The organism is Marinobacterium zhoushanense (genome assembly GCF_014641945.1).
Lineage (GTDB): Bacteria > Pseudomonadota > Gammaproteobacteria > Pseudomonadales > Balneatricaceae > Marinobacterium_D > Marinobacterium_D zhoushanense.
The window spans coordinates 286519-309440 of sequence record NZ_BMIJ01000005.1; the positions used below are offsets into that span (position 1 = coordinate 286519).

23 protein-coding genes and 1 other RNA gene are annotated in these 22922 nt (G+C 60.2%); 13 read left to right on the plus strand and 11 right to left on the minus strand.

What is annotated here, in order from left to right:
• Positions 1-31: 31 nt before the first annotated feature.
• Together IEX40_RS13600 and IEX40_RS13605 are read right to left on the minus strand one after the other, a co-directional pair.
• Positions 32-1546, minus strand: coding sequence for a 4-hydroxyphenylacetate 3-hydroxylase N-terminal domain-containing protein (locus IEX40_RS13600; protein ID WP_188749172.1), 1515 nt, complete (start codon positions 1544-1546; stop codon positions 32-34).
• Between the two features lie 111 nt (positions 1547-1657).
• Positions 1658-2428, minus strand: a complete 771-nt coding sequence (locus tag IEX40_RS13605; protein WP_229680761.1) for a helix-turn-helix transcriptional regulator — start codon at positions 2426-2428, stop codon at positions 1658-1660.
• A 199-nt stretch (positions 2429-2627) separates the two neighbouring features.
• Here IEX40_RS13605 and IEX40_RS13610 point away from each other — a divergent pair, with 199 nt between their 5' ends.
• Genes IEX40_RS13610 through IEX40_RS13625 form a run of 4 tightly spaced genes read left to right on the plus strand, consistent with a single transcriptional unit; the run spans position 2628 to position 5797 of the window.
• Positions 2628-3869: a permease gene (locus IEX40_RS13610; RefSeq protein WP_188749173.1), complete on the plus strand. Its 1242-nt coding sequence runs from the start codon at positions 2628-2630 to the stop codon at positions 3867-3869.
• 58 nt (positions 3870-3927) lie between these two features.
• Positions 3928-4911, plus strand: a complete 984-nt coding sequence (locus IEX40_RS13615; RefSeq protein WP_188749176.1) for an amidoligase family protein — start codon at positions 3928-3930, stop codon at positions 4909-4911.
• Complete coding sequence (locus IEX40_RS13620) at positions 4884-5579, plus strand: gamma-glutamyl-gamma-aminobutyrate hydrolase family protein (protein WP_188749178.1); 696 nt, start codon at positions 4884-4886, stop codon at positions 5577-5579. Before IEX40_RS13615 ends, IEX40_RS13620 begins: the two co-directional genes overlap by 28 nt.
• The gene (locus IEX40_RS13625; RefSeq protein ID WP_188749180.1) at positions 5576-5797 is read left to right on the plus strand and encodes a hypothetical protein; all 222 of its coding nucleotides are present in this window, start codon (positions 5576-5578) and stop codon (positions 5795-5797) included. Before IEX40_RS13620 ends, IEX40_RS13625 begins: the two co-directional genes overlap by 4 nt.
• Before the next feature lie 68 nt (positions 5798-5865).
• On the opposite strand, the gene IEX40_RS13630 is transcribed toward IEX40_RS13625, so the two are convergent.
• From IEX40_RS13630 to smpB, 4 genes are all read right to left on the minus strand, one after another.
• Positions 5866-6186, minus strand: a complete 321-nt coding sequence (locus IEX40_RS13630; protein WP_188749182.1) for a hypothetical protein — start codon at positions 6184-6186, stop codon at positions 5866-5868.
• A gap of 202 nt (positions 6187-6388) precedes the next feature.
• A complete protein-coding gene (locus IEX40_RS13635; protein ID WP_188749184.1) occupies positions 6389-6769 on the minus strand; it encodes a hypothetical protein in 381 nt (126 codons plus the stop codon).
• Positions 6770-7105: 336 nt separating this feature from the next.
• Positions 7106-7464, minus strand: a transfer-messenger RNA (tmRNA) gene (gene ssrA, locus IEX40_RS13640).
• Positions 7465-7527: 63 nt separating this feature from the next.
• A complete protein-coding gene (gene smpB / locus IEX40_RS13645; protein ID WP_188749185.1) occupies positions 7528-8007 on the minus strand; it encodes an SsrA-binding protein SmpB in 480 nt (159 codons plus the stop codon).
• Positions 8008-8161: 154 nt separating this feature from the next.
• Between smpB and IEX40_RS13650 the strand changes: the two genes are divergently transcribed.
• Genes IEX40_RS13650 through IEX40_RS13660 form a run of 3 tightly spaced genes read left to right on the plus strand, consistent with a single transcriptional unit; the run spans position 8162 to position 10298 of the window.
• The gene (locus IEX40_RS13650; protein ID WP_188749187.1) at positions 8162-9529 is read left to right on the plus strand and encodes a sodium-dependent transporter; all 1368 of its coding nucleotides are present in this window, start codon (positions 8162-8164) and stop codon (positions 9527-9529) included.
• Positions 9530-9547: 18 nt separating this feature from the next.
• A complete protein-coding gene (locus IEX40_RS13655; RefSeq protein WP_188749189.1) occupies positions 9548-9979 on the plus strand; it encodes a type II toxin-antitoxin system RatA family toxin in 432 nt (143 codons plus the stop codon).
• A gap of 7 nt (positions 9980-9986) precedes the next feature.
• Complete coding sequence (locus tag IEX40_RS13660; protein WP_188749191.1) at positions 9987-10298, plus strand: RnfH family protein; 312 nt, start codon at positions 9987-9989, stop codon at positions 10296-10298.
• 43 nt (positions 10299-10341) lie between these two features.
• Here the strand turns inward: IEX40_RS13660 and IEX40_RS13665 are convergent, their stop codons facing one another.
• Positions 10342-10665 (minus strand): outer membrane protein assembly factor BamE, encoded by a 324-nt coding sequence (locus IEX40_RS13665; RefSeq protein WP_188749193.1) that lies wholly within the window; start codon positions 10663-10665, stop codon positions 10342-10344.
• A gap of 90 nt (positions 10666-10755) precedes the next feature.
• On the opposite strand from IEX40_RS13665, the gene fur reads away from it, so the two are divergent.
• Positions 10756-11181: a ferric iron uptake transcriptional regulator gene (fur, locus tag IEX40_RS13670; RefSeq protein ID WP_188749194.1), complete on the plus strand. Its 426-nt coding sequence runs from the start codon at positions 10756-10758 to the stop codon at positions 11179-11181.
• 69 nt (positions 11182-11250) lie between these two features.
• On the opposite strand, the gene recN is transcribed toward fur, so the two are convergent.
• A complete protein-coding gene (gene recN / locus IEX40_RS13675) occupies positions 11251-12924 on the minus strand; it encodes a DNA repair protein RecN (protein WP_188749196.1) in 1674 nt (557 codons plus the stop codon).
• Between the two features lie 166 nt (positions 12925-13090).
• On the opposite strand from recN, the gene grpE reads away from it, so the two are divergent.
• From grpE to dapB, 5 genes are all read left to right on the plus strand, one after another.
• Positions 13091-13690: a nucleotide exchange factor GrpE gene (gene grpE, locus IEX40_RS13680; protein WP_188749198.1), complete on the plus strand. Its 600-nt coding sequence runs from the start codon at positions 13091-13093 to the stop codon at positions 13688-13690.
• A gap of 117 nt (positions 13691-13807) precedes the next feature.
• Complete coding sequence (dnaK, locus tag IEX40_RS13685; protein WP_188749200.1) at positions 13808-15730, plus strand: molecular chaperone DnaK; 1923 nt, start codon at positions 13808-13810, stop codon at positions 15728-15730.
• A gap of 116 nt (positions 15731-15846) precedes the next feature.
• Entirely contained in the window at positions 15847-16977 is a 1131-nt protein-coding gene (dnaJ, locus tag IEX40_RS13690) for a molecular chaperone DnaJ (RefSeq protein WP_188749202.1), read from the plus strand.
• Between the two features lie 34 nt (positions 16978-17011).
• Entirely contained in the window at positions 17012-17866 is an 855-nt protein-coding gene (cysE, locus tag IEX40_RS13695) for a serine O-acetyltransferase (protein WP_268235790.1), read from the plus strand.
• A 38-nt stretch (positions 17867-17904) separates the two neighbouring features.
• Positions 17905-18714, plus strand: a complete 810-nt coding sequence (gene dapB / locus IEX40_RS13700) for a 4-hydroxy-tetrahydrodipicolinate reductase (RefSeq protein ID WP_188749204.1) — start codon at positions 17905-17907, stop codon at positions 18712-18714.
• Positions 18715-18826: 112 nt separating this feature from the next.
• Here dapB and IEX40_RS13705 read toward each other — a convergent pair whose 3' ends face one another.
• The 3 genes from IEX40_RS13705 to IEX40_RS13715 all read right to left on the minus strand — a co-directional run bounded on the left by IEX40_RS13705 (position 18827) and on the right by IEX40_RS13715 (position 22873).
• Positions 18827-20245 (minus strand): GGDEF domain-containing protein, encoded by a 1419-nt coding sequence (locus IEX40_RS13705; protein ID WP_188749206.1) that lies wholly within the window; start codon positions 20243-20245, stop codon positions 18827-18829.
• A 102-nt stretch (positions 20246-20347) separates the two neighbouring features.
• Positions 20348-21328, minus strand: coding sequence for an NAD(P)-dependent oxidoreductase (locus tag IEX40_RS13710; RefSeq protein WP_268235791.1), 981 nt, complete (start codon positions 21326-21328; stop codon positions 20348-20350).
• A gap of 54 nt (positions 21329-21382) precedes the next feature.
• The gene (locus IEX40_RS13715) at positions 21383-22873 is read right to left on the minus strand and encodes a pyridoxal-phosphate dependent enzyme (protein WP_188749210.1); all 1491 of its coding nucleotides are present in this window, start codon (positions 22871-22873) and stop codon (positions 21383-21385) included.
• Positions 22874-22922 lie beyond the last annotated feature (49 nt).

The window sequence follows — 22922 nt, forward strand, 5'->3', positions numbered from 1 at the left end:
GGCCATAACGGGGTTTTTTAGCGGTGTAGGCTTAGCTGTTTGTCCATCCATCCAGGTTGTAGTCGCTCATGCACCGGATCGACAGCTTGCGCATTTTCGCCATCTCGCCGGTGGCGCGGGCGGCGCCCAGGCACTGAACGCGGATCGCGTCGGCGGCGCCGGCATAGTTCAACTCGTACAGGTGGTGACGGCCACCGAACTCGCTGCCGATGGCGTCCCACATCAGCTTCATGATCTTGATCCGGTCCAGATGCGTAATATCGCCTGAGCCGCGACAATAGCGCGCCAGGTTTGCATTCAGCTCCGGATTCTTCAGGTCCAGGTTGCTTCCCGGCAGGTAGATCAAGCCGCTGGCCGCAGTGGTTTTGATGATGTGGAAGATCTTGTCATAGGCCATCGGCGCAAAGGTGCGGTAGTTGAACGCCGATTCCGTCGGTGGCAGGTAAGCGCCACTCTTCCACTCTTCGGCGGCCAGGCACATGTGATCGGTGATCGACCAGAACAGGTTGCGCCAAGCCACCACTTCGCCGAGTTCCGCCGATACGTTGCGAAACGCCAGAGTGCCGGTGCACTCCAGCACCTGCTCCAACAGACCGGCGAGGAAATCCAGCTTCACCGCAAAACGGGTGCACGCCTGCAGCGGGTAGAGGCGGCCGAAACCGGCGGCGAAGCCCCACTGCATCAGCTTCTGCTTGTCGCGGTAGATCAGCACATCCTCCCAGGGGATAAAAACATCCTCCAGGATCAGAATCGCGTCGTTCTCGTCGAAGCGCGACGACAGCGGGTAATCGAACGGGGAGGCAGTAGCGGTGGCGTTCTTCTCATAGGAGACGCGGGAGATCAGCTTGACCCCGTCGGCGTTCATTGGGGTGATGAATAGCAGGGCGAAGTCCGGATCGTCACCGATCTCCTGTACTGCGGTCTGGCCGATGAAGTTGTAGTGGGTCAGCGCCGAGTTGGTCGCCACCACCTTGGCGCCATTGACGAAGATACCGGCGTCGGTCTCGCGGGTGACATGGACATAAACATCCTTGACCTCGTCGCTGGGCTTATCGCGGTCGATCGGCGGGTTGACGATGGCGTGGTTCAGGTAGAGGCAGTGCTCCTGGATCCGCTGGTACCAGGTGCGGGCATTGCCGGCGAAATCACCGTAGAACTCCGGGTTGGCGCCGAGCACGTCGCCGAACGCGGCCTTGTAATCCGCGGTGCGGCCCATCCAGCCGTAGCTCATGCGTGCCCATTCGGCAATCGCATCGCGTTGCTCCAGCAGCTCTTCGCGTGAGCGGGCGTAGCGGAAGAACTTGTGCGTGTAACCGCCGCTGCCGGTGTCGGTCTGCCAACACAGCTTATGGTGGGTCTCCGGTGCGTGCAGGGCGTCGTACAGCTTGGCCACGCTGTCGCAGGCGTTCTGGAACGCGGGGTGGGAGGTCACATCCTCGACCAGCTCGCCGCCGTAGTAGACCTTGCGACCGTCGCGCAGGCTGGCGCGGAACTCATCACCGTTGAACGGGCGGCCTCTCTCGCGGATATGGGATTCGGGCTTCATCGTGTTCTCCGTTGTTATTGCTATAACCTGACGGAGAACAGCTTAAGGCGATCGGACCCGGAGCTCTGTCCCCAACAATTGGGGACAAACAGGAGCAAAAAAAGGCGGAGCTCAGCTGCAGAGGGCGAACAGCTGGCCGCGGCTGGAGATGCCCAGCTTATCGTAGGCGCGCTTGCGATAGGTGATCACGCTGCTGACGGCGATATCCAGCTCGGCGGCGATCGCTTCGTTCTTCTTGCCGCGCAGCACCGCGCGGCACACCTGCTGTTCCCGCTCGGACAGGAACGCCAGCGGACCCTCCTGCAACAACTGCTCGTTGAGCTGAAAATGTTTGCTGACCATGGCGGCGATCAGTCGGGTCGCCTGATGGGTGAACGCCGGGTCGTCAAAGCGGGCGTCCAGTTTCTCTGCGCGGCGGTAAAGGTTGATGTAGAAGTTGCCATTGCCGGTGCCGCGGATGATCGCCAGCTTGTCCAGAAACCCCGGGGTTTTGAAAAACGCCTCGCGGTAACGCCGGTTCATGTCGGTGGTCAGGTCGTCGAGGCGGGCGACCTGTGTCTCGCCGGCCTGCACCGTGCGCAGGGTGTCGAAATTTGGGTCCTGCAGATAATGGCGCTCGCTGACGTAGCGCTCGGCCAGTTCGCGGGCCGATTCATCCTCGGCGAAATCCTTGTACAGCAGCGTCGACACCTTCTGACCGTCGCGGCAGAAGAACACCATGCACTGCTCGGTGCCGAAGGCATCGTGCAACCAACTCAGGAACGGCTCGTAAAACTCCGTGGTGCCGAGCTGGTCGAGCGCTTCGATCAGGGCCGGGGAGGGCAGTGGCGGTGTCAATGCGGTCGTCATAATTGTGGTCTGGGTATCATCGAGTGCCCCCAAACTGCCTCCTGATGTAAGGCTGTCATTCGTCGCCCTAAGTGTACCCGCTATGACCGGCTTGTCAGCATCGAAGACCTGTCAGCTGTGCCGGTGGGTCAGCCCCCGCGTCTGACAGTCGCGCGATTAGCGACCATACTGATAGCTGATTGTCCGCACTGAGCGGTTTCACGACCACCCAGCGAACAAGGCAGAACATGGTATGTCTCACTTTCTGCAGGCCTGGCAGCAGGCCGCACTGACCAGCATCGGCTTCTTCTGGATGGCGTTTTGGGCGTTTGCCCTGGGGTATCTGATCTCGAGCCTGATTCAGGTACTGGTGACCCGTGAGCGCATGCAGCGGATGATGGGCGAATCGGGGCCGACCAGTGTGGCACTGGGCACCTTCTTCGGCTTTATCTCCAGCTCCTGCAGCTTTGCCGCGCTGTCGACCACACGGGCGCTGTTTCAGAAGGGCGCGGGCTTGGTACCGGCGCTGGCGTTCATGTTGGCGTCGACCAATCTGGTCATTGAGCTGGGGGTGGTGATCGCCCTGTTTTTGAGCTGGCAGTTTGTCGTTGGCGAGTATCTCGGTGGGTTGTTGCTGATTGGACTGGCCTGGTTGTTCATCCGCCTGACCCGCCCCGGCGAGCTGATTCGCCAGGCGCGTCAGCGCGGCGACGACGCGCAGGATCAGCATAACCATGAGCATGATAGCTGGTATACGCAGCTGTTATCGCGCGCGGGCTGGGAGGCGATTGCGGCCAAGTATGTCATGGAGTGGCAGATGGTGTGGCGGGATGTACTGATCGGTTTTACCGTCGCTGGCATCATCGCCGCATTCGTGCCCGACGCCTTTTTCCAGATGCTGTTCATCGGCGCGGGAGGTGCGCCGGGCGAGCAGTCGTTTGTCGAGGTGCTGGCGCAGGTGGTGGCGGGACCGGTGGCGGCGTTTTTCACCTTCATCGGCTCCATGGGCAACATCCCTCTGGCAGCTGTGCTGTTCGACCACGGAGTCAGTTTTGCCGGTGTCATGGCGTTTATCTTCTCCGATCTGGTGGTGCTGCCGGTGCTGCGGATCAATGCGCGTTACTACGGCTGGAAGATGGCGCTCTACATCCTGCTGCTTCTGCTGACCTGTCTGATCTGTGCGGCTCTGCTGCTGCATTACGGCTTTTGGGCATTGGATCTGCTGCCGCAGCGCCAGGACGCCGGGCTGCGCACGCTGGATCTGTTTCAGCTGAACTACGGCTTGGTGTTGAACCTGCTGTTCCTGAGCGTCAGCGCAATTCTGGGCTGGCTCTGGTGGCAACACTCTGCCAAGTCCGACCATGAGCATGGCCATGATCATGCGCATCACTCTAATGGCTCTGATGGGGCGTTGGGACAGAGGGTGCTGCGGGTGTTGTCTTGGCTGGCCATGCTCTGGCTGGGTGCCGGGTTGGCAACGACACTCATACCCTGAGTCGGCTGTGATGAGGTCGATGCCAATCGCTAACATCGAATGACGAGAGCGAGAGAAGATGACTAGCAGTTCGCGTTATCGACAACCGGTCGTGACCCATCGAGCCGATGGCAGTTGGCGTCGGGTCGGGTTTGAGCTGGAGTTCTCCGGGATCGGTCTGGAGCGGGCGGTTTCGGCCGTTTGCCAGGCACTGAAGGCGACACCCGGAGCGGGCACCGCCGCAGAGCGGAGAATCGATGTCCCCGGGCTCGGCACATTTCAGGTTGAGGTGGACTGGGACTTTCTCAAACGGGTTGCCGCCGAGCAGGCCGGTGCGGAGGGACCGGACTGGGCGCAACCGCTGAGCCAGGCCGCCGAGGTACTGGTGCCGGTCGAGGTGGTCTGTCCACCGATCTCCATCGCCGAGCTGGAGCGGTTGGACCCGCTGGTGAAGACCTTGCGCGAGGCCGGTGCCCAGGGTACCGAAGAGTCGCTGGTGGCGGCCTATGGCGTGCATATCAACCCCGAGCTTCCGGCGCTTGATGCGGCCACGCTCAGCGCCTATCTGCGCGCTTTTTGTCTGTTGCAGTGGTGGTTGGTGGAGCGTCATGAGGTCAATCTGGCACGCAAGATCAGCCCCTATATCGATCTCTATCCAGAGTCCTACACACTTGAGGTACTGGACATGGAGGCGCTGGACATGGAGCGGATCTTCGATCTCTATCTGCAGCACAATGCCACCCGAAACCGTGCACTGGACCTGCTGCCTCTGCTGGCCCATATCGACGAGCAGCGGGTCCGGGCGGTGGTCGATGATCCCCGTATCAAGTCCCGTCCGACCTTTCACTACCGGTTACCCAACTGCCACATCGAGCGGCCGGACTGGGCCCTGTCGAGCAGCTGGAATACCTGGTGGATCGTCGAGCAGCTGGCGCAGGATGATGAGGCGTTGAATACGCTGTCCGCCGAGTATCGGGCGGCACATCGGCCCCTGTTGGGGGTGAGCCGACGACAATGGATCGAGAGGATGCAGCAGTGGCTGACAAGCCAAGGGTGGGTATAACCGGTAACGCCCGGCGCTGGTCGCCGGGATGGTGGTGCGCGGCGTTGGCCGTGCGGCTCTGCGGCGGAATCCCGCAGCGCATCAGCGTGCGCCACCCGGTGCTGGAAGGACTGCCCGATGGCCTGATCATCGGCGGTGGCGATGATATCAGCCCGGAGCACTATGGGGGCGATCTGGAGGCCAAGGTCAAGCTGGATCCGCAACGCGATCAACTCGAGATCGACTGGATCCGCAAGGCGCTGGCGAACGGAATTCCACTGCTCGGTATCTGTCGAGGCGCGCAACTGATCAATGTGGTGCTCGGCGGTGCCCTGCATCAGGATATCCGTCATCTGCGCCAACTGACCTACAACCGACCCGGACTGCTACCCACCAAACAGGTGCGGGTCGCCAACGACAGCCATCTGGCGGAGGTGTGCGGCACCAACCGGCTGCGGGTGAACAGCCTGCACCATCAGGCGATCAAGGTGGCTGGTGAGGGGCTGGCCGTGGTCGGCTGGGATCTGGACCAATTGACACAGGCGGTGGAGCACATCCGGCGTGAGCCGATTATCGGCGTGCAGTGGCATCCGGAATACCTGATCTACCTACCCTCTCAACTGGCGCTGTTCCGCTGGCTGGTACGGCGCAGCCGACCCTCTGCACCTGATGCGGGGGAGAACCCATGAAGCCGTTGCTTGATCAGGCCGTACGTCATTCGATACTGGCGCTGGTCGCGCTGGCAACTCCGTCGTTGATCAGCGCCTGGCCAGGGTTGGCTTGCCGGCTGTCGGTCTCAGTGCAATGCGCAGCAGCCTTGTGTGCAGCGCTTGGCGTGGGAGGTTGCGAAGGTCTGTTCCCGAAAGCCGGGGATGAGGCGAGTGGCTATGCGGCCAAATGCAAGTAAAGCCTCAGCTGATTGAAAGTCCCGGCCAGGAAACCGCTTGCCTGTCAGGATAAAATTGGTCTGGAGCCTTAGCCTTCTGCCAGTTTTACCAGCTTTTCCGGCACGAGATCTCGGTGCACCTTCACGGGGATGTCGGTAGCTCTGCGACCGTAGGGGTTAATGGAGGTGTAGCGGTTTGAACTCTCCATCCGACGGCGCTTTTCCGTGTTGGATCGACGGTCGATCACCGATGCCCGGCGCTCATCACCCTCGTAGCGCGCGAATTTATAGGCTTTCCACCACTCCTCGGCGTGCTGCAGGGTGGATAGATGGGGGCTTATCTGGTGGTCAACTTCATTCAGCCAGTAATAAACGATCCGGCCGTCCAGCAGGTCCTTGATCAGATACATAGCGACGTGTCCTCCCTGTTATCGCTGCATCGGGGTATAGAGCCGTTCCTTTAGCTCTGGGCTTTACCCTACCACTAATGGGGTGTCTCAGGGGGCTATCTTAACCCGAAAATTTGGCTAAGTTTTTTGAGGCGTCGCAAGAAACAGGTGTTCGGATGGAGTATTACAAGCCGGCAGTCTGTGAAGCCGAGCTCAGGCGGCTTCAGGAGCGCCGATTGACCCGCAGGGTGGAAGCGTAGGTGGTCATGTAGTAGAGGAGGCGCTTTTCCGCCGTGAGTTCCAGCAGCTTTTCAGCAGCGAGATCTATATCCACTTTGATCGGCTGGTCGGTCACTCTTCGACCATAGGGATTGATAGAGGCGAACCGGTGGGAGTTATCCATCCGTTGTCGTTTCTCGAAATCGGTGCGCCGATCAATGATCGACTTGCGTCTTTCGTAACCCCTGTATCGCTCGAACATGAGCGCTTTCCACCACTCTTCGGCGTCCTGGAAAGTACATAGCTCGGGGCTGACTTCGCAGCCAGTTTCATCCAGCCAGTAGAATACGATGCGGCAGTCAATCAGATCTTTGACCAGATACATAGGGATCTGCCCTTCTTAATAGCGCAGCATAAGAGCAGAGAGTCGTCCCTTAAGCCTGGCGCCTAATTCCATAACGCGCGCTTCGTGCGTCCTGAAAGTCCAGTCTCAATATAGTTGCTGTGGGGCGATTGTGAGAACTGGTTGTCACGAGTGTGCGAAGGCTGGCGCATTTGGTGAAGGAGGTCGGAGGGGCGAGCAGAGGACTTTGCGCCGATCGTGGTCGGGAGCGGTGAGGTAGTCTTCGTCTATCCGGAGACACTTGGGTGGAATTTGAGGGTGTTTGGATGATTCAGGCAACAAAAAAGCCTGTAAAACAGGCTTTTTTGCATCGTATTTTGGTGGAGGTGGCGGGTTTCGAACCCGCGTCCGCCAATCCTCTGCCTCGAGATCTACATGCTTAGGCTTCTCTATTTAATTAACCCGTCACGACCCGAGAGCCAGGGTGTTATGGGCGAGCCTTTTTAGTTTTAACCGTTCAGCTTAAGGCGAAGCATCCGGGCGATTCTGTCTCATATGACACCGCGAACCTCTGAGTTACAGACACCTTAGAGTGCGGCGCTAGCTGACTTAAGCAGCTAGAGCGTAGTTATCGTCGTTTGCAACTATAACTAGTGTGATGAGGGATTTACGAGAATCATCACGTTCTCGGCATGCACCAAAGGGTTCGTAATCAGCGTCGAAGCCAAGTCACCCCCGGATAAGAGCGCGAAGTTTACGCCATTGGTAGACAACATGAAAGGGGATTGGTTCTCCCTTCCCTAGGCGTTGTGTACCGCCATGGCGCGCTGCTTTTCGCGGTTGGCGTCTTTTTCCTTCTCGGCGGCGCGCTTGTCATGCAGTTTCTTGCCTTTCACCAGCGCGATTTCACATTTGACGCGGCCGTTTTTCCAATACAGTGCCAATGCGACGCAGGTGTAGCCCTTAGCTTCGACAGCGCCGATCAGTTTGTTCAATTCGTTGCGGTTGAGCAGTAGCTTGCGATCGCGTCGTGGGTCGGCAACGACATGCGTGCAGGCAGTGATCAGTGGGGTGAAGTGTGCACCTACCAGCCAAGCTTCGCCGTTTTTGAATACGACATAGGAGTCGACCAGTTGAGCACGCCCCTCGCGCAGGCTCTTGACCTCCCATCCGGTCAGGGACAGGCCAGCCTCGAACTTGGTGTCGATAGTATATTCGTGCTTCGCGCGCTTGTTGAGGCAGATGGTGTTTCCGCCCGGAGTCTTTTTCGTCTTTGCCATGGGGCGCGATTATACGGCCGGGTTGGGAGCAAAGAAAGCGGGTGGGATATGGAATAATCGTTCCCTAAATTGACCTGGGCAGTCAGTCAACGGTTGCGGCGGCTGTCTGAAACATGAACAATTGCGCGCCTAACGCGAAACCAAAGAGAAAAATATGCCAAGAACGCACTCTATTCATGGCGCCTGGGCCAACCGTTGGATCTTCATTCTGGCGGCGACCGGCTCCGCTGTAGGATTGGGCAATATCTGGAAGTTTCCCTATATCGCGGGTGAAAACGGGGGCGGCGCCTTCGTGCTGGTTTACCTGGTCTGCATCCTGCTGGTCGGTATCCCGATCATGATGTCGGAGGTGCTGATCGGGCGGCGCGGTCGCCAGAGTCCGATCAACTCCATGCGCGAAACCGCCTATGAGGCGGGGCATCATGGCCGCTGGGCCGGTGTCGGCTGGATGGGCGCGCTGGCGGGCTTCTTTATCTTCTCTTTCTATTCCGTGGTCGCCGGCTGGGTGCTCTACTACATCGCCGGTATGGGGGTGGGCCAGTTCGTTGACCTGGGCAGTGAGCAGGCGGGGCAGATATTCAACGGTCTGCTGGCCGACCCTGAAACGCTGCTGATCTGGCATACGCTGTTCGTCGTTATCGTGATGATGGTGATCGCCGGTGGCGTCAACAAGGGACTGGAACGGGCGACCCGCGTACTGATGCCGATGCTGTTCGTGCTGCTGTTCATACTCCTGGCCTATTCGATGAACAGCGGCCACTTCGGCGCTGGCTGGGATTTCCTGTTCCATTTCGACCCGTCGGAACTGTCCTGGGACGCCGTGCTGATTGCGCTTGGCCATGCCTTCTTCACCCTGTCGCTGGGGATGGGCTCGATCATGGCCTACGGCTCCTACATGGGTAAGGGCGACTCGATCGGCGGCACGGTGTTGACTATTGCGGCACTGGATACGCTGGTGGCGCTGGTGGCCGGCTTGGCGATCTTCCCGATCGTATTTGCCAACCAGCTTGACCCCGGCGCCGGCCCCGGCCTGATGTTCATTACCCTGCCGGTGGCCTTCAGCCAGATGGCGGGCGGTCAGGTGTTTGGCTTCCTGTTCTTCCTGATGGTGGGTTTCGCCGCCTGGACCTCGGCGATCTCGCTGATGGAACCCGGCGCCGCCTGGCTGGTGGAGACGTTGGGCATGAGCCGGCTGAGGGCATCGCTGCTGCTGGGTGTGGTGGTCTGGGCACTGGGCGTGCTGGCGCTGAGCTCATTCAACATCACCGCCGATCTGAAGCTGTTCGGCCTGACTGCATTCGACTTCCTCGATTTCATTACCGCGAATGTCATGTTGCCACTGGGCGGGCTGCTTATCGCCCTCTTCGCCGGCTGGTACCTGACCCGGGAGATGACCGAGGATGAGCTGTCCCTGCGCTCGACGCTGATCTATCATGCTTGGCGTTTGGTGATCCGCTACGTGTCGCCGGCGGCGGTGGCGGTGATATTTGCGCTCAACCTGTATCAAAAGCTTGCTGGATAGCATGAGATAGGAGCAGTTATGGCTCAGGTGAATCGCAGCGCACTGGTGTTGCACACCGCCGAAGAGATGTTCGATCTGGTCAATGACGTGCGTCGATATCCGGAGTTCCTGCCCTGGTGCGCGTCCACCGAGGTGGTGCGCGAAGAGGGCGATACGCTGGAGGCGACCCTGCATCTGGCCAAGGGTGGGTTGAAGTACAGCTTCACCACCCGTAACAAGCTGACACGGCCCGAACGCATGGAGATCGGTCTGGTCAAGGGGCCGTTCCAGTCGCTGACCGGGATCTGGACCTTCACGCCGCTCAGCGAAGAGGCGAGCAAGGTCGAGCTGAATATGCATTTCGAGTTTTCCGGTAAACTGACCGGCGTGGCGATGAGCAAGGTGTTCAATTCGGTGGCGACGACGCTGGTGGATGCCTTCGTTACCCGCGCAGACAAGATTTACGGCTGAGGTCCGCATGATTACGGTTGAAGTGGCATACGCACTACCGCACGAGCAGAAGATTGTCGCAGTGCAGGTGGAGCAGGGCTGTACCGCCTATGAGGCGGTGATCAAATCCCGCATCGCAGAGGTTTTCTCTCAGATCGATCCGGACAACGACCCGATGGGAGTGTTCGGCAAGGCGATCAGGGATCCGAAGAAAGAGGTGCTCAAAGCCGGTGACCGGGTAGAGATCTACCGACCGTTGATCGCCGACCCGAAAGAAGCACGGGCCAAGCGTGCGGCCAAGTTGAAAGCACAGAAGGGTCAGGATGCGCAGGCCGAGTAGGCTTGGCCCGCGCTACATGAGTTGTGATCTGTCGGGCTGGAGATCAGCTGCCGGGACGGAAATCGCCGGTGAGGCGGACCAGTTTGCCATCCTCGAAGTAGAGCGAAACGCGCTCCTGCACCCGCGGCTCGCCACCGGGCTTGAAGCTGTACAGATAGTCCCAGCGATCGGGGCTGAAGGTGTCGGTGATCAGCGGGGTTCCCATGATGTAGCGGACCTGGCTTTCGGTCATGCCCGGGCGCAACTGATCGATCATCTCCTGGGTGACGACATTGCCTTGCGGAATATCGATTTTATAGACCCCGGGGAAATCCGAGCAGGCGCTGACCAAGACGGCCAGTGCTACACTAATAAAAACCTTTCGCATCTGTAAATGACTTCCGTTTTCGCCGCTAAAAAAAGATAATGAAGTCTAACATTGCCATTTGTTAACCGTATAGCGATTAGAGACAAGAATATGGCCCTCGAAAATCAGGAGCTGCGTAAGGCGGGACTCAAGATCACCCTGCCGCGTGTAAAGATCTACCAGATCCTGGAACGTGCTGGCGAAGGTGAGCATTTTTCAGCTGAAGACATCTACAAGATGCTAATGGAAACCGGTGAAGACGTGGGCTTGGCCACGGTTTACCGCGTGCTGACACAGTTTGAAGCTGCCGGTCTTGTTTCCCGTCACCACTTCGAAGGTGGCCACTCGGTATTCGAGCTGGCGCGCGATGAGCATCACGATCATGTGGTCTGCGTGAAGTGCGGCAAGGTGCGCGAGTTTGTTGATCCGGACCTGACCATCCGTCTGGACGAGATCGCCGACGAGCTTGGCTTTACCGTGACCGACCGTACGCTGTATCTGTACGGGGTCTGTCGCGATGGTTGCGAAGATCAGTAAGCAACCCGCGCACCCACATAAAAAACCGATCCCAGCGGATCGGTTTTTTATTGCCTGTGCCATTGGGCTCTAAGCCGATTTCAACATCTCGCGGGCGTGCTCGAGTGAGGTGTCGGTAATGTCGATGCCGCCGAGCATACGTGCCACCTCATGCACCCGTTTCTCCTGCGACAGGTGATCGATGCGGGTGCGTGTCAGCTCGCCTTTCGAGTCCTTGCTGACGAACAGGTGCTGATGGCCCTGGGAAGCAACCTGCGGCTGGTGGGTGACACAGAGGATCTGTGCCCGTTCGCCCAACTGGCGCAACAGGCGGCCGACCACCTCGGCGATCGCACCGCCGATACCCACATCCACCTCGTCAAAGATCAGTGTCGGTGTGCTCGAGGTCTGTGCCGTGACCACCTGGATCGCCAGGCTGATCCGCGACAGCTCGCCACCTGAGGCGACCTTGGCCAGCGCGCGGGCTGGCTGGCCCTTGTTGGCGCTGATCAGGAACTCCACCTCCTCCAGGCCGTTGGCGTTGTAGCGGCTGGAGTCGTAAGGGGTCAGGCAGACGGCGAAGTGTGCCGCCAGCATGCCCAGGCTGTGCAGCTGGCTGTCCACCGCCTTGCTCAGCTTGTCCGCCGCCTGCTGGCGGGCCAGGCTCAGTTGACCGGCGACAGCTAGATACTCCTCATGGGCGATGCGAACATCCTTCTCCAGCTGCTCCAGTTCATCGTCGCTGCGGTGCAGGCCGTTCAGCTCCGTCTGCAAGGCGGCGTGGAAGGAGGGCAGCTCCTCGGCGTTGATGCGGTGTTTGCGGGCGATGTCGTAGATGCTGCTCAGACGCTCCTCGACCTCCTGCTGCCGCTCGGGGTTGATCTCGACGCCATCCAGGTAGCTGCGGATCTCGCGACTGGACTCCTCGATCTGGATATGGGCGCTGGCCAACATTTCGGCCGCTTGCTGCAGTGCCGGTGCCTGGGAGCCGAGGCTGTCGAGCAGGTGCTGGCAGTGGCTGAGCAGGCTCAGGCAGTTCTCGCCTTCACCATCGCTATCCGAGGTCAGGCTCAGCAGCTGGTGGCCGGTACCGAGAATCTCGCCGGCGTTGGCCAGTACCCGCTGCTCCTCCTCCAGCTCAGCCAGCTCGCCCGGTTGCAGGTTGAGCTGATCCAGCTCTTCGATCTGGTAGCTGAGCAGTTGCACCCGGGCGCTGTGCTCCTCGTTCTGCTCGGTGAGCTGGGTCAGTTCCGTATCCAGCCGGCGCCAGCGGTGGTAAGCCCGCCGCACCTGCTCGGCGATCTCTTCCTGCCCGGCGTACTCATCGAGCAGGGTGCGGTGGTGATCCTTCTTCAGCAGGCGCTGGTGCTCATGCTGGCCATGAATATCGACCAGCAGCTGGCCCAGCTCTCTGATTTGGGTCAGCGGGGTGGGGCGGCCGTTGATGAAACTGCGCGAGCGACCGTCGGCACTGAGTACCCGGCGCAGCTGGCACTCGCCGTCCGCCTCCAGCTCCTGTTCGGCCAGCCAGGCGCGCGCTTCGGCCAGCGTGCTGACGTCGAAGCAGGCGCTGATCTCGGCTTTATCTTCCCCTTCGCGGACCGAATCGCTCTGTGCCCGGTCGCCCAGGGCCAGGCCCAGTGCGTCCAGCATGATCGATTTACCGGCGCCGGTCTCGCCGCTGACCACGGTCATGCCGTCCTTCAGCTCGAGGTCCAGTTGATCAACAATGGCGTAATTGCGAATGCTCAGTAGCGTCAGCATGGGTGCTCTGCCCTGGTTATCCATACAGTAGTTTGCTGTATAAGCCATTTACCGCCGGCCTGCAATCCCCCGAATGAAAATTCCCGCACGAAACACCCTTGAATCGCCATCGACCAACCCCATATAGGGTGCCAGTAGAAGTTGCAAACCTTGTGGAGAACCCCCGATGGCAGACGAACAGCAGAAGCAGACTGAAACTCCGGCAGCGGAACAGCAGAACGTTGATCAGACAGTGGTTGAGCCCAGTGCTGAAGACGTTGAGGTCGCGGCCGATGGTGCCGTCGACGTTGAAGCGCTGAAGGAGCAGCTGGCGCTGGCCGAAGCGGAGATCGATGACCTGCAGAAACAGCTGGCCGAACTGCAGCCGCGGGCACAGGCCGAGATCCAGAACATGCGTCGCCGTGCCGAACAGGATGTGGAGAAAGCACGCAAGTTTGCGTTGGAGAAGTTTACCGGCGAGCTGCTGCCGGTGGTGGATTCGCTGGAGCGTGCCATCGAGTCGTGCCAGGCCGAGGACGAGGCCACCAAGGCACTGAAAGAGGGTGTGGAGATGACCCTCAAGCTGCTGTTGGACGGCATGGGCAAGTTCAATGTGGAAACGGTAGATCCGCAGGGGCAGGCATTCAACCCGGAGCACCATCAGGCGATGTCGATGGTCGAGGTGCCGGATGCCGAGCCCAACACCGTCGTGGCCGTGATGCAGAAAGGTTATCTGCTCAACGGTCGGCTGGTTCGTCCGGCCATGGTGATGGTGGCAAAAGGGTAAAAGCGTAACGGGGTGGCTTGAAAAGCATCAAGCCAGACCCATATAGAGAATCAACAGTTAAGACCGTGTGTGTTCTCCGCAATGACGGAGAAACGATAAAGAACATTGGAGCAAAACATGGGCAAGATCATCGGTATCGACCTGGGAACCACCAACTCCTGCGTGGCCATCCTTGAAGGCGACAAGACCAAGGTAATCGAGAACGCAGAGGGCGATCGCACCACCCCGTCCATCATCGCCTACACCAACGATGGCGAGACGCTGGTCGGCCAGCCGGCCAAGCGCCAGGCGGTCACCAACCCGGACAACACCCTGTTCGCGATCAAGCGCCTGATCGGCCGTCGCTTCAAGGACGACGTGGTCCAGAAAGATATCAAGATGGTGCCGTACAAGATCATCGAGGCGGATAACGGTGATGCCTGGGTCCAGGTCAAGGACAAGAAGATGGCGGCACCGCAGATCTCTGCCGAAGTGCTGAAAAAGATGAAGAAGACCGCCGAGGACTACCTGGGCGAGCCGGTAACCGAAGCGGTTATCACCGTGCCGGCCTACTTCAACGACTCTCAGCGTCAGGCGACCAAAGACGCGGGCAAGATCGCCGGTCTCGACGTCAAGCGTATTATCAACGAGCCGACCGCCGCTGCACTGGCATACGGTATGGACAAGTCCAAGGGTGACAAGACCATCGCCGTATACGACCTGGGTGGTGGTACCTTCGATATCTCCATCATCGAGATCGCCGATGTGGACGGTGAGCACCAGTTCGAAGTACTGGCCACCAACGGTGACACCTTCCTCGGTGGTGAGGACTTCGACCTGAAACTGATCAACTACCTGGCCGACGAGTTCAAGAAAGAGAGCGGTATCGACCTGCACAGCGACCCGCTGGCACTGCAGCGTCTGAAGGATGCGGCCGAGAAGGCCAAGGTTGAGCTGTCCTCTGCCCAGTCCACCGACGTCAACCTGCCCTACATCACCGCTGATGCTACCGGTCCCAAGCACCTGAACGTCAAGGTCAGCCGTGCCAAGCTGGAATCGCTGGTCGAAGAGCTGGTGCAGCGCTCGCTGGAACCCTGCCGCATTGCGCTGAAAGATGCCGGTCTGTCCGGCTCCGAAATCGACGAGGTGATCCTGGTCGGCGGTCAGACCCGCATGCCGATGGTGCAGAAAGCGGTTTCCGAGTTCTTCGGCAAGGAGCCGCGTAAGGACGTAAACCCGGATGAGGCGGTGGCGATCGGCGCTGCGATTCAGGGTGCCGTACTGTCCGGCGACGTGAAAGACGTACTGCTGCTCGACGTGACCCCGCTGACCCTGGGTATCGAGACCATGGGTGGCGTGGCAACATCGCTGATCGAGAAGAACACCACCATCCCGACCAAGAAGTCGCAGGTGTTCTCGACCGCTGACGACAATCAGACCGCGGTCACCATCCACGTGGTACAGGGTGAGCGTAAGCAGGCGAGCCAGAACAAGTCGCTGGGCCGTTTCGACCTGGCCGATATTCCGCCGGCGCCGCGCGGTGTGCCGCAGATCGAGGTGACCTTCGATATCGACGCCAACGGTATCCTCAACGTGTCCGCCAAGGACAAGGCGACCGGCAAGCACCAGTCGATCGTGATCAAGGCCTCTTCCGGTCTGTCCGACGACGAGATCGATCAGATGGTGCAGGATGCCGAAGCGCATGCCGAAGAGGACAAGAAGTTCGAGGAGCTGACGGTTGCACGCAACCAGGGCGATGCGATGGTACACACCGCGCACAAGACCCTGAAGGATGCCGGCGACAAGGCGACTGCCGAGGAGAAGGAGAAGATCGAAGCGGCGATCTCCGCTCTGGAGGAGGCGCTGAAAGGCTCCGACAAGGGCGATATCGAAACCAAGACCGAGACCCTGACCGAAGCACTCTCTACGCTGGCGCAGAAGATGTACGCCGAAGCGGCCGAGCAGGAGGGCGCAGCGGAGGGTGCTGATGCCACTGCCAAGGACACGGCGGATGACGTGGTCGACGCCGAGTTCGAAGAGGTCAAGGACGACAAGAAGTAAGCGTTCGCTACCTCTAAGAACTGTAAAATGAGTGGCAACGCGGGTTCGGGGGCTCCCTGACCCGCGTTGTCGTGTCCGGCTCCCGCGGAGTCATCTGACCAGACCAGATTCGGATCATGTCGAAACAGGACTACTACGAACTACTGGACGTGCCTCGTGATGCGTCCGACCGGGATATCAAGAAAGCCTATCGCCGCCTGGCGATGAAGTACCACCCTGACCGCAACCCGGACAACAAGGAAGCGGAAGACAAGTTCAAGGAGATCAGCGAGGCCTACGAGGTACTCTCTGACTCCCAGAAACGCGCGGCCTACGATCAGTTCGGCCACGAAGGCGTCAGCGGCCAGGGCGGCTTTGGCGGTGGCGGCTTCGAGGGCAACTTCTCCGACATCTTTGGCGATGTGTTCGGCGATATCTTCGGTGGCGGCGGCGGTGGCCGTCGCCGCTCCAGCGTGCAGCGCGGTGCCGACCTGCGCTACAACCTGGACCTGAGCCTGGAAGAGGCGGTGCGCGGTTGCGAGAAGACGCTGAAGGTACCGACGCTGGTGGCCTGTAGCGTGTGTGACGGCTCCGGCGCCAAGCCCGGCACCAGTGCCCGGACCTGCGGCACCTGTGGTGGTGTCGGCCAGGTGCGGATGCAGCAGGGCTTCTTCTCCGTGCAGCAGACCTGCCCCACCTGTCGTGGCGAAGGCAAGGTGATCTCCGATCCCTGCAACAAGTGCCATGGCCATGGTCGGGTCGAAGAGACCAAGACCCTGCAGGTCAAGATCCCGGCCGGTGTCGATACCGGCGACCGTATCCGCCTCAGCGGTGAGGGCGAAGCGGGCAGCCACGGCGGTCCGGCGGGGGATCTGTATGTGCAGGTCAATGTATTGCGCCATCCGATCTTCGAACGTGACGGCAAGCACCTGTACTGCGAGGTGCCGATCAGCTTTATCGATGCGGCGCTCGGTGGTGAACTGGATGTGCCGACTCTCGATGGGCGGGTTAAACTGAAAATACCGGCCGAAACTCAGACCGGTAAGCTGTTCCGCCTGCGCGGCAAGGGGATTACCCCGGTTCGCGGTGGTGGAGTGGGTGACCTGATGGTCAAGGTGACGGTGGAGACACCGGTCAACCTGAACAGTCGCCAGAAAGAGCTGCTGCAAGAGTTCCAGGATGCGATGGACGCGGGTAACCACAAGCACAGTCCGAAGAAGCACGGCTTTTTCGATTCCGTGAAAAAGTTCTTCGAGGATATGACCTGATCCCATGGCCAGTCTTCGCAGAGAGGGTATTAGCATGTACGAGATGGCATTGTCGGTCGATGACCTCTGGCTGAAGATCCGCGATGAAGCCCAGAGCCTGGTGGGGCATGAGCCGCTGTTGGCGAGCTTCTTCCATGCCACGATCATCGGGCATAGCGACCTGCGCGGCGCGCTGTCGTTTCTGCTGGCCAGCAAGCTGGCGGACGAGGTGGTGTCGGCGGTGGCCCTGCGCGAGATCATCGAGCAGGCGTACGGCGCCGAGCGCGAGCTGATCGAAGCCGCCTGTGCCGATATCCAGGCGGTCTGCACCCGTGACCCGGCGGTAGACCGTTACTCCACCGTACTGCTCTACCTGAAGGGGTTTCAGGCGTTGCAGGCGTATCGCGTGGCGAACTGGATGTGGCAGCAGGGGCGGCGTCCGCTGGCGCTCTATATCCAGAGCCGTGTCAGTACCATCTTTCAGGTCGATATCCACCCAGCGGCACGTATCGGTTTCGGGGTCATGTTCGACCACGCCACTGGTATCGTGGTCGGCGAAACCTGCGTGATCGAGAACGACGTCTCCATCCTGCAGTCGGTGACCCTGGGCGGTACCGGTAAGGAGAGCGGCGATCGCCATCCGAAGATTCGCCAGGGGGTCATGATCGGTGCCGGCTCCAAGATACTCGGCAATATCGAGGTGGGCGAATGTGCTCGCGTCGGTGCCGGTAGTGTGGTGCTGGAACCGGTTCCGCCTCACACCACCGTGGTCGGTGTACCGGCACGGGTGGTCGGTTGTGCCGGCTGTGAAACCCCGGCGCTGGATATGGATCAGACCATTCACAGTACAGATGAGGAGCTCGCGGCGGACAAGCAGGCCGCGAGTCGATGCAGCAGAAAGCAGGCTTGATCGAACCTGCACAAGCGATCACCAAACAGGATAAACGCATGACAAGAATTGCAGTGACGGGCGCGGCCGGTCGCATGGGCAAGACGCTAATCGAAGCGATCGGCATGACCGAAGGCGCGCAGCTCGCCGCCGCCATCGTGGAGCCGGGCAGCAGTCTGATCGGTGCCGACGCCGGTGAGCTGGCCGGGGTTGGCAAGCTGGGTGTTCAGGTTGCCGGCTCGCTGGAGGCGGTCAAGGATGATTTCGATCTGCTGATCGATTTCACTGCACCGGAAGTCACCATGGCCAATGTCGAGTTCTGCGCCGCCAACGGCAAGCAGGTCGTGATCGGAACTACCGGGCTCGATGACAGTCAGAAACAAAAGCTGGCCAGTGCTGCTGAGCGTATCGCCATCGTGTTTGCGCCCAATATGAGCGTGGGCGTGAACCTCTGCTTCAAGCTGCTGGAGATCGCCGCCAAGGCGCTGGGCGAGGATAGCGGCTACGACATCGAGGTGATCGAGGCGCATCACCGCCACAAGGTGGACTCGCCCTCAGGCACCGCGCTGCGCATGGGCGAGGTGGTCGCCAATGCGCTGGGTCGCGATCTCAAGGAGTGCGCCGTATACGGTCGGGAAGGCCAGGTCGGGCCGCGCAAGCCGCGCGAAATCGGTTTCGAAACCATCCGTGCCGGCGATGTGGTTGGTGATCATACCGTGCTGTTCGCCACCGAGGGCGAACGGATCGAAATCACCCACAAGGCCTCAAGCCGCATGACCTTTGCCAAGGGCGCGGTACGTGCATCGCTCTGGCTGGGTTCGCGCAGCACCGGCCTGTACGATATGCAGGATGTGCTGAATCTGCGCTAAGCGCGCAGTCGGTAAAGACTTTATCCGAACCGGCTGGCTATTTGCCGGTTCATGACACCGTTGTGTGTTGTTCCCTTAGCCCGCTTCGTGCGGGCGTTTTAATTCTCAGCTTTTATTCAGTCTCAAGGCTGTCGTGGTCAAGTAGGCTGTCGCGGTTATGCACACGGTTGCGGCCGGCCTCCTTGGCCGCGTAGAGGCGCCGGTCCGCCCGTCGCAGCAAGCTGTGCAGATTGTCCGCGCTGGAACCCAGGTGGGCGATACCGATACTGACGGTAATCCTTGTCTCCTGCTCGCCCAAATCCATAATTTCGCTGGCAACGGACTGGCGCAGACGTTCGGCTACCGACAGGGATTCTGCAGCGTTGGCATCGGGCAGCAGTACCAGAAACTCCTCACCACCAAAGCGACCACAGAGATCGCCGGGGCGCACCTCCCGCTGCAGGATCTCGGCAAACCGGCGCAGTACCCGATCCCCGGCCGGGTGACCGAAGGTGTCGTTGATCCGTTTGAAATGGTCCAGGTCCAGCATCAGTAACGCCAGCGGCGCGTGCTCAAATAGCGCGCGCTCGATAAGCCGCTCCGCCTGCTCGCTAAAATGGCGCCTGTTGCTGAGCCCGGTCAGGGCGTCGGTGGTGGCGATGACCCTCAGGTCCAGGTTGGCCTGCTTGAGCCGGCTCAACGCATCCTCGGCACGGGCTTTCTCCTGCCTTAGCTGAGTGAAGATCTCCTCCAGGCTGTACACCGAAATAAACGAACCGCTGGCAAGATAGGCATGCACGACCCCGTAGCTGAGCAGGAAAAAGCCGGCCGCAAAGATGGTATGGGCCAGCCACCATTGATGATCCCAGGCCTTGGCTAGAATCAGGAAGGCGAGTGAGGACTGGGCAAAGGTAGTGACCGCAATCAGGTAGATCCGCAGCAGTGGAGAGTTTGAGCGTCGTATCAGCAGGCTAAGAATGGCGGTCAGCATCAATGTCAGGGCCGCCGACTCCAGCAGGATTCTTGGCCAGCTCATCGTGCTGTAGGGGGAGAGCGCGAGCGCGGCAACCAGCAGATCGATCAGCAGAAACAGCAGGATCCCTTTTATCCAGAAACCGGACCTGGCCCTTTGCGCCTCGGAGTCGTTGCTATGTCCTCGCAGTACAAGGGCGATCAGCAGGCAGGCCATCAGGACCAGGCGTGCAGCCGGGCCGTAGAGCAGAAACAGCGCCATATTGTGGTCCGCGAGGCGGGTCAGCAGGCCGTGCGGCAGGTAGACCAGCGAAAAGCCCAGAAAGCCGAGGGTCAGCCAGCGCAGGAAGGGTTCGCCGGAAACCAGGTAGCAGCGCCAGGTAATATAGGCGACGAACGTGCTGATCACTATCGAGAGCAGGATCGCCGCTTCGTGGATCAGGAAGCTTTTGAACGGCGGGGCTTCGGCGGCGAAAAGGTGCAGATAGAGGATTGCGATGCTGGGTAGCAACGCAAACAGTAGTTCCAGTGCCCCGCGGTAGATACGTACTGCTGTGTGAATACTGCCGTTTGTCTGCATCTCGGTTATCGGCCGCAAAGCCGCCGTATCGTGAAGGGGCTAAAGAGTCCATCCAATATACAGGGTTTTTATAACCGACAGCAAAGGACAACAGCTTGTGCGTCACACCTCGTTACGATAGAGATTGACCAGGGTGCAGGGGTCTTGCTCGAGATAACCCTTGCTGCCGTGTTGGCGCATCAGTTCGGCGCCCAACCCGGCCATGGGTACGGCACTGCCCATCGCCTTGGCCAGCGTATTGGCCATGTCCAGATCCTTGAGCAGGGTTCTGACGTGCCATTTGATCTCGTCGAACTCCCGGTTTGCCATCCGCGGCCCGGTTAGCTGCAGCGGGATGGAGTCGGCAAAACCGCCCTTGAGCGCGGTGGGTATCTGCGCGGCATCGACACCGGCTCTTTCCGCCAGTGCCATCACCTCGGCCATCACCAGCACGTTGCAGGAGACCAGCATCTGGTTGCAGATCTTGGTAACCTGGCCGGCGCCCACCGGGCCCATATGGGTAACGCGCTGCGACAGCGGTGCCAATACCGGCAACACCTGCTCCAGCACCGCCGCATCGCCGCCGGCCATGATCGCCAGGCTGCCCTGCTCGGCACCGGCGACACCGCCCGAGACCGGCGCGTCGATCCAGTCGATACCCTTGTCGGCCTTCAGTCGCGCGGCCATATCCCGTGTCGTGGCGGGGTCGATACTGGAGAAATCGACCAGGATCTGTCCGGAGCGGCCGTGCTCGGCGACGCCGCCAGGCCCAAATACGATCTGCTCGACCGCCGCAGTATCGGTGACACAGATCATCAGCAGGTCGCTGCTGTGGATAAGTTGCTCCAGGCTTGCAGCAATCTGGGCGCCGAAGGCTTGCAGTGGCGCGGCTTTATCCGTTGAACGGTTCCACACCTGCAGCGGGAAACCGGCCTGCAACAGGCGTTTGCTCATCGGAACCCCCATCAGTCCCATACCGATAAAGCCGATCTGAATACTGGTCATCGCGATCTCCTGTAGTGACTGAGAGTAGTTGCTGCGAGCGGGCTGGGGCGGCGATCTTGACGTTGTCGAGCTGCGCGGCTCCGCTTGGGTTCGGCGCAAGACTATAACGGTAAAGCGGGCGGGGCGACAGGCACGGCGGCCTGCCGCTTCACTCTAGTTACGGGGATGCAGCCAGGTTGGCAGCAGCGAATAGGGGTCCACCGATACGCTGTCATCGTAGCTCACGCTGGCCTTTTTCAGTCGTTCCTGAAAGCGTCCGCTTTTAAACTCGTCGAACACCTCACCGCAACCGCCGACAAACTCCCCGCCCACAAACACCTGGGGGATGGTGACGTAGCCGGTGTGCGCGTTCAGCGCGGCACGGATGGTGCCGCCCAGGTTGTTCTGCTGGTACTGGGCACTGTCCAGATCGACAGAACGAAAGGGGATCTTGCAGCGGCCAAACAACTTGCGAAGTGACCAGCAGAACTCGCACCACTCCAGCGCGAACAGCACCACCGGCTGCGAGTGGTCGGTGAGTACGTCGTGCAGAAACTGCTCGGCTTCCGGGGTTGCTTTGACCGGCGAGGCTGTGGGCGCAGGTGGTGGTGATGAGGGCTTGTCGAAGCGATAGCCGGGGGTGGAGCGGGAGATCTCGATCTCCGCTTCGGTCATCTCCGTTTCGATCTCGGCGAATAGCGGGGTACTCAGGTAGCGCTCGCCGGTATCCGGCAGCATGCAGAGTATGTTGCTGCCCGGTGCACAGCTCTGGGCCAGCTGCAGGCCTCCGGCCAGGGTCGCGCCCGAGGTGATTCCGCAGAAGATCCCCTCCTGCCGCGCCAGGTTCAACGACGCCTGCAACGCATCGCTGCCCTTGATCGGCAGGATCTCGTCGATCAGGCCGGCGTTGACCGCGTCCTCGGTCAACTTGGAGATGAAGTCTGGAGTCCAACCCTGCATCAAGTGGGGCCGGAAACTGGGGTGGCTTGATGCAGGCATGCCGTTGTCGGCTCGCGCTTGGGGCAGGTGACTGCCGAGAAGGGGCGAGTTGTCCGGTTCACAGACCACGACCTTGGTTTGCGGGCTGCGCTCTTTCAATACCCGGGCCACCCCTTTCAGCGTACCGCCGGTGCCGAACCCGGTAACCCAATAATCCAGCTGGATATCGGAAAAGTCGTCGAGGATCTCCGGCGCCGTGGTGCGGGAGTGAAACTCCGCATTGGCTTCATTCTCGAACTGGCGGCAAAGGAACCAGCCATGGGCCTGCGCCAGCTCCACCGCTTTGGCCAACATGCCGCTGCCCTTTTCGGCGGCCGGGGTCAGCACCACCTTGGCACCGAGGAAACGCATCATGCGACGGCGTTCGACGCTGAAGTTCTCCGCCATGGTGACCACCAGAGGATAGCCCTTCTGGGCACAGACCATCGCCAGCCCGATGCCGGTGTTGCCGCTGGTGGCTTCGATAACCGTCTGCCCAGGCTTCAGCAGCCCCTTTTTCTCGGCATCCTCGATCACGCCCAGGGCAAGACGATCCTTGACCGAGCCCATCGGGTTGAATGCCTCAAGCTTGACGAAGAGGTTGACGCCGGAGGGCCCTAATTTGTTGATTCGGACGGTGGGGGTATGGCCCACCGTTTCGAGAATGGAGTTGTATCGCCTGCCCATGCCGCGCCCTCCCATGGTAAGTGTGAAATGTCGAGATTGCTCTGGGTTA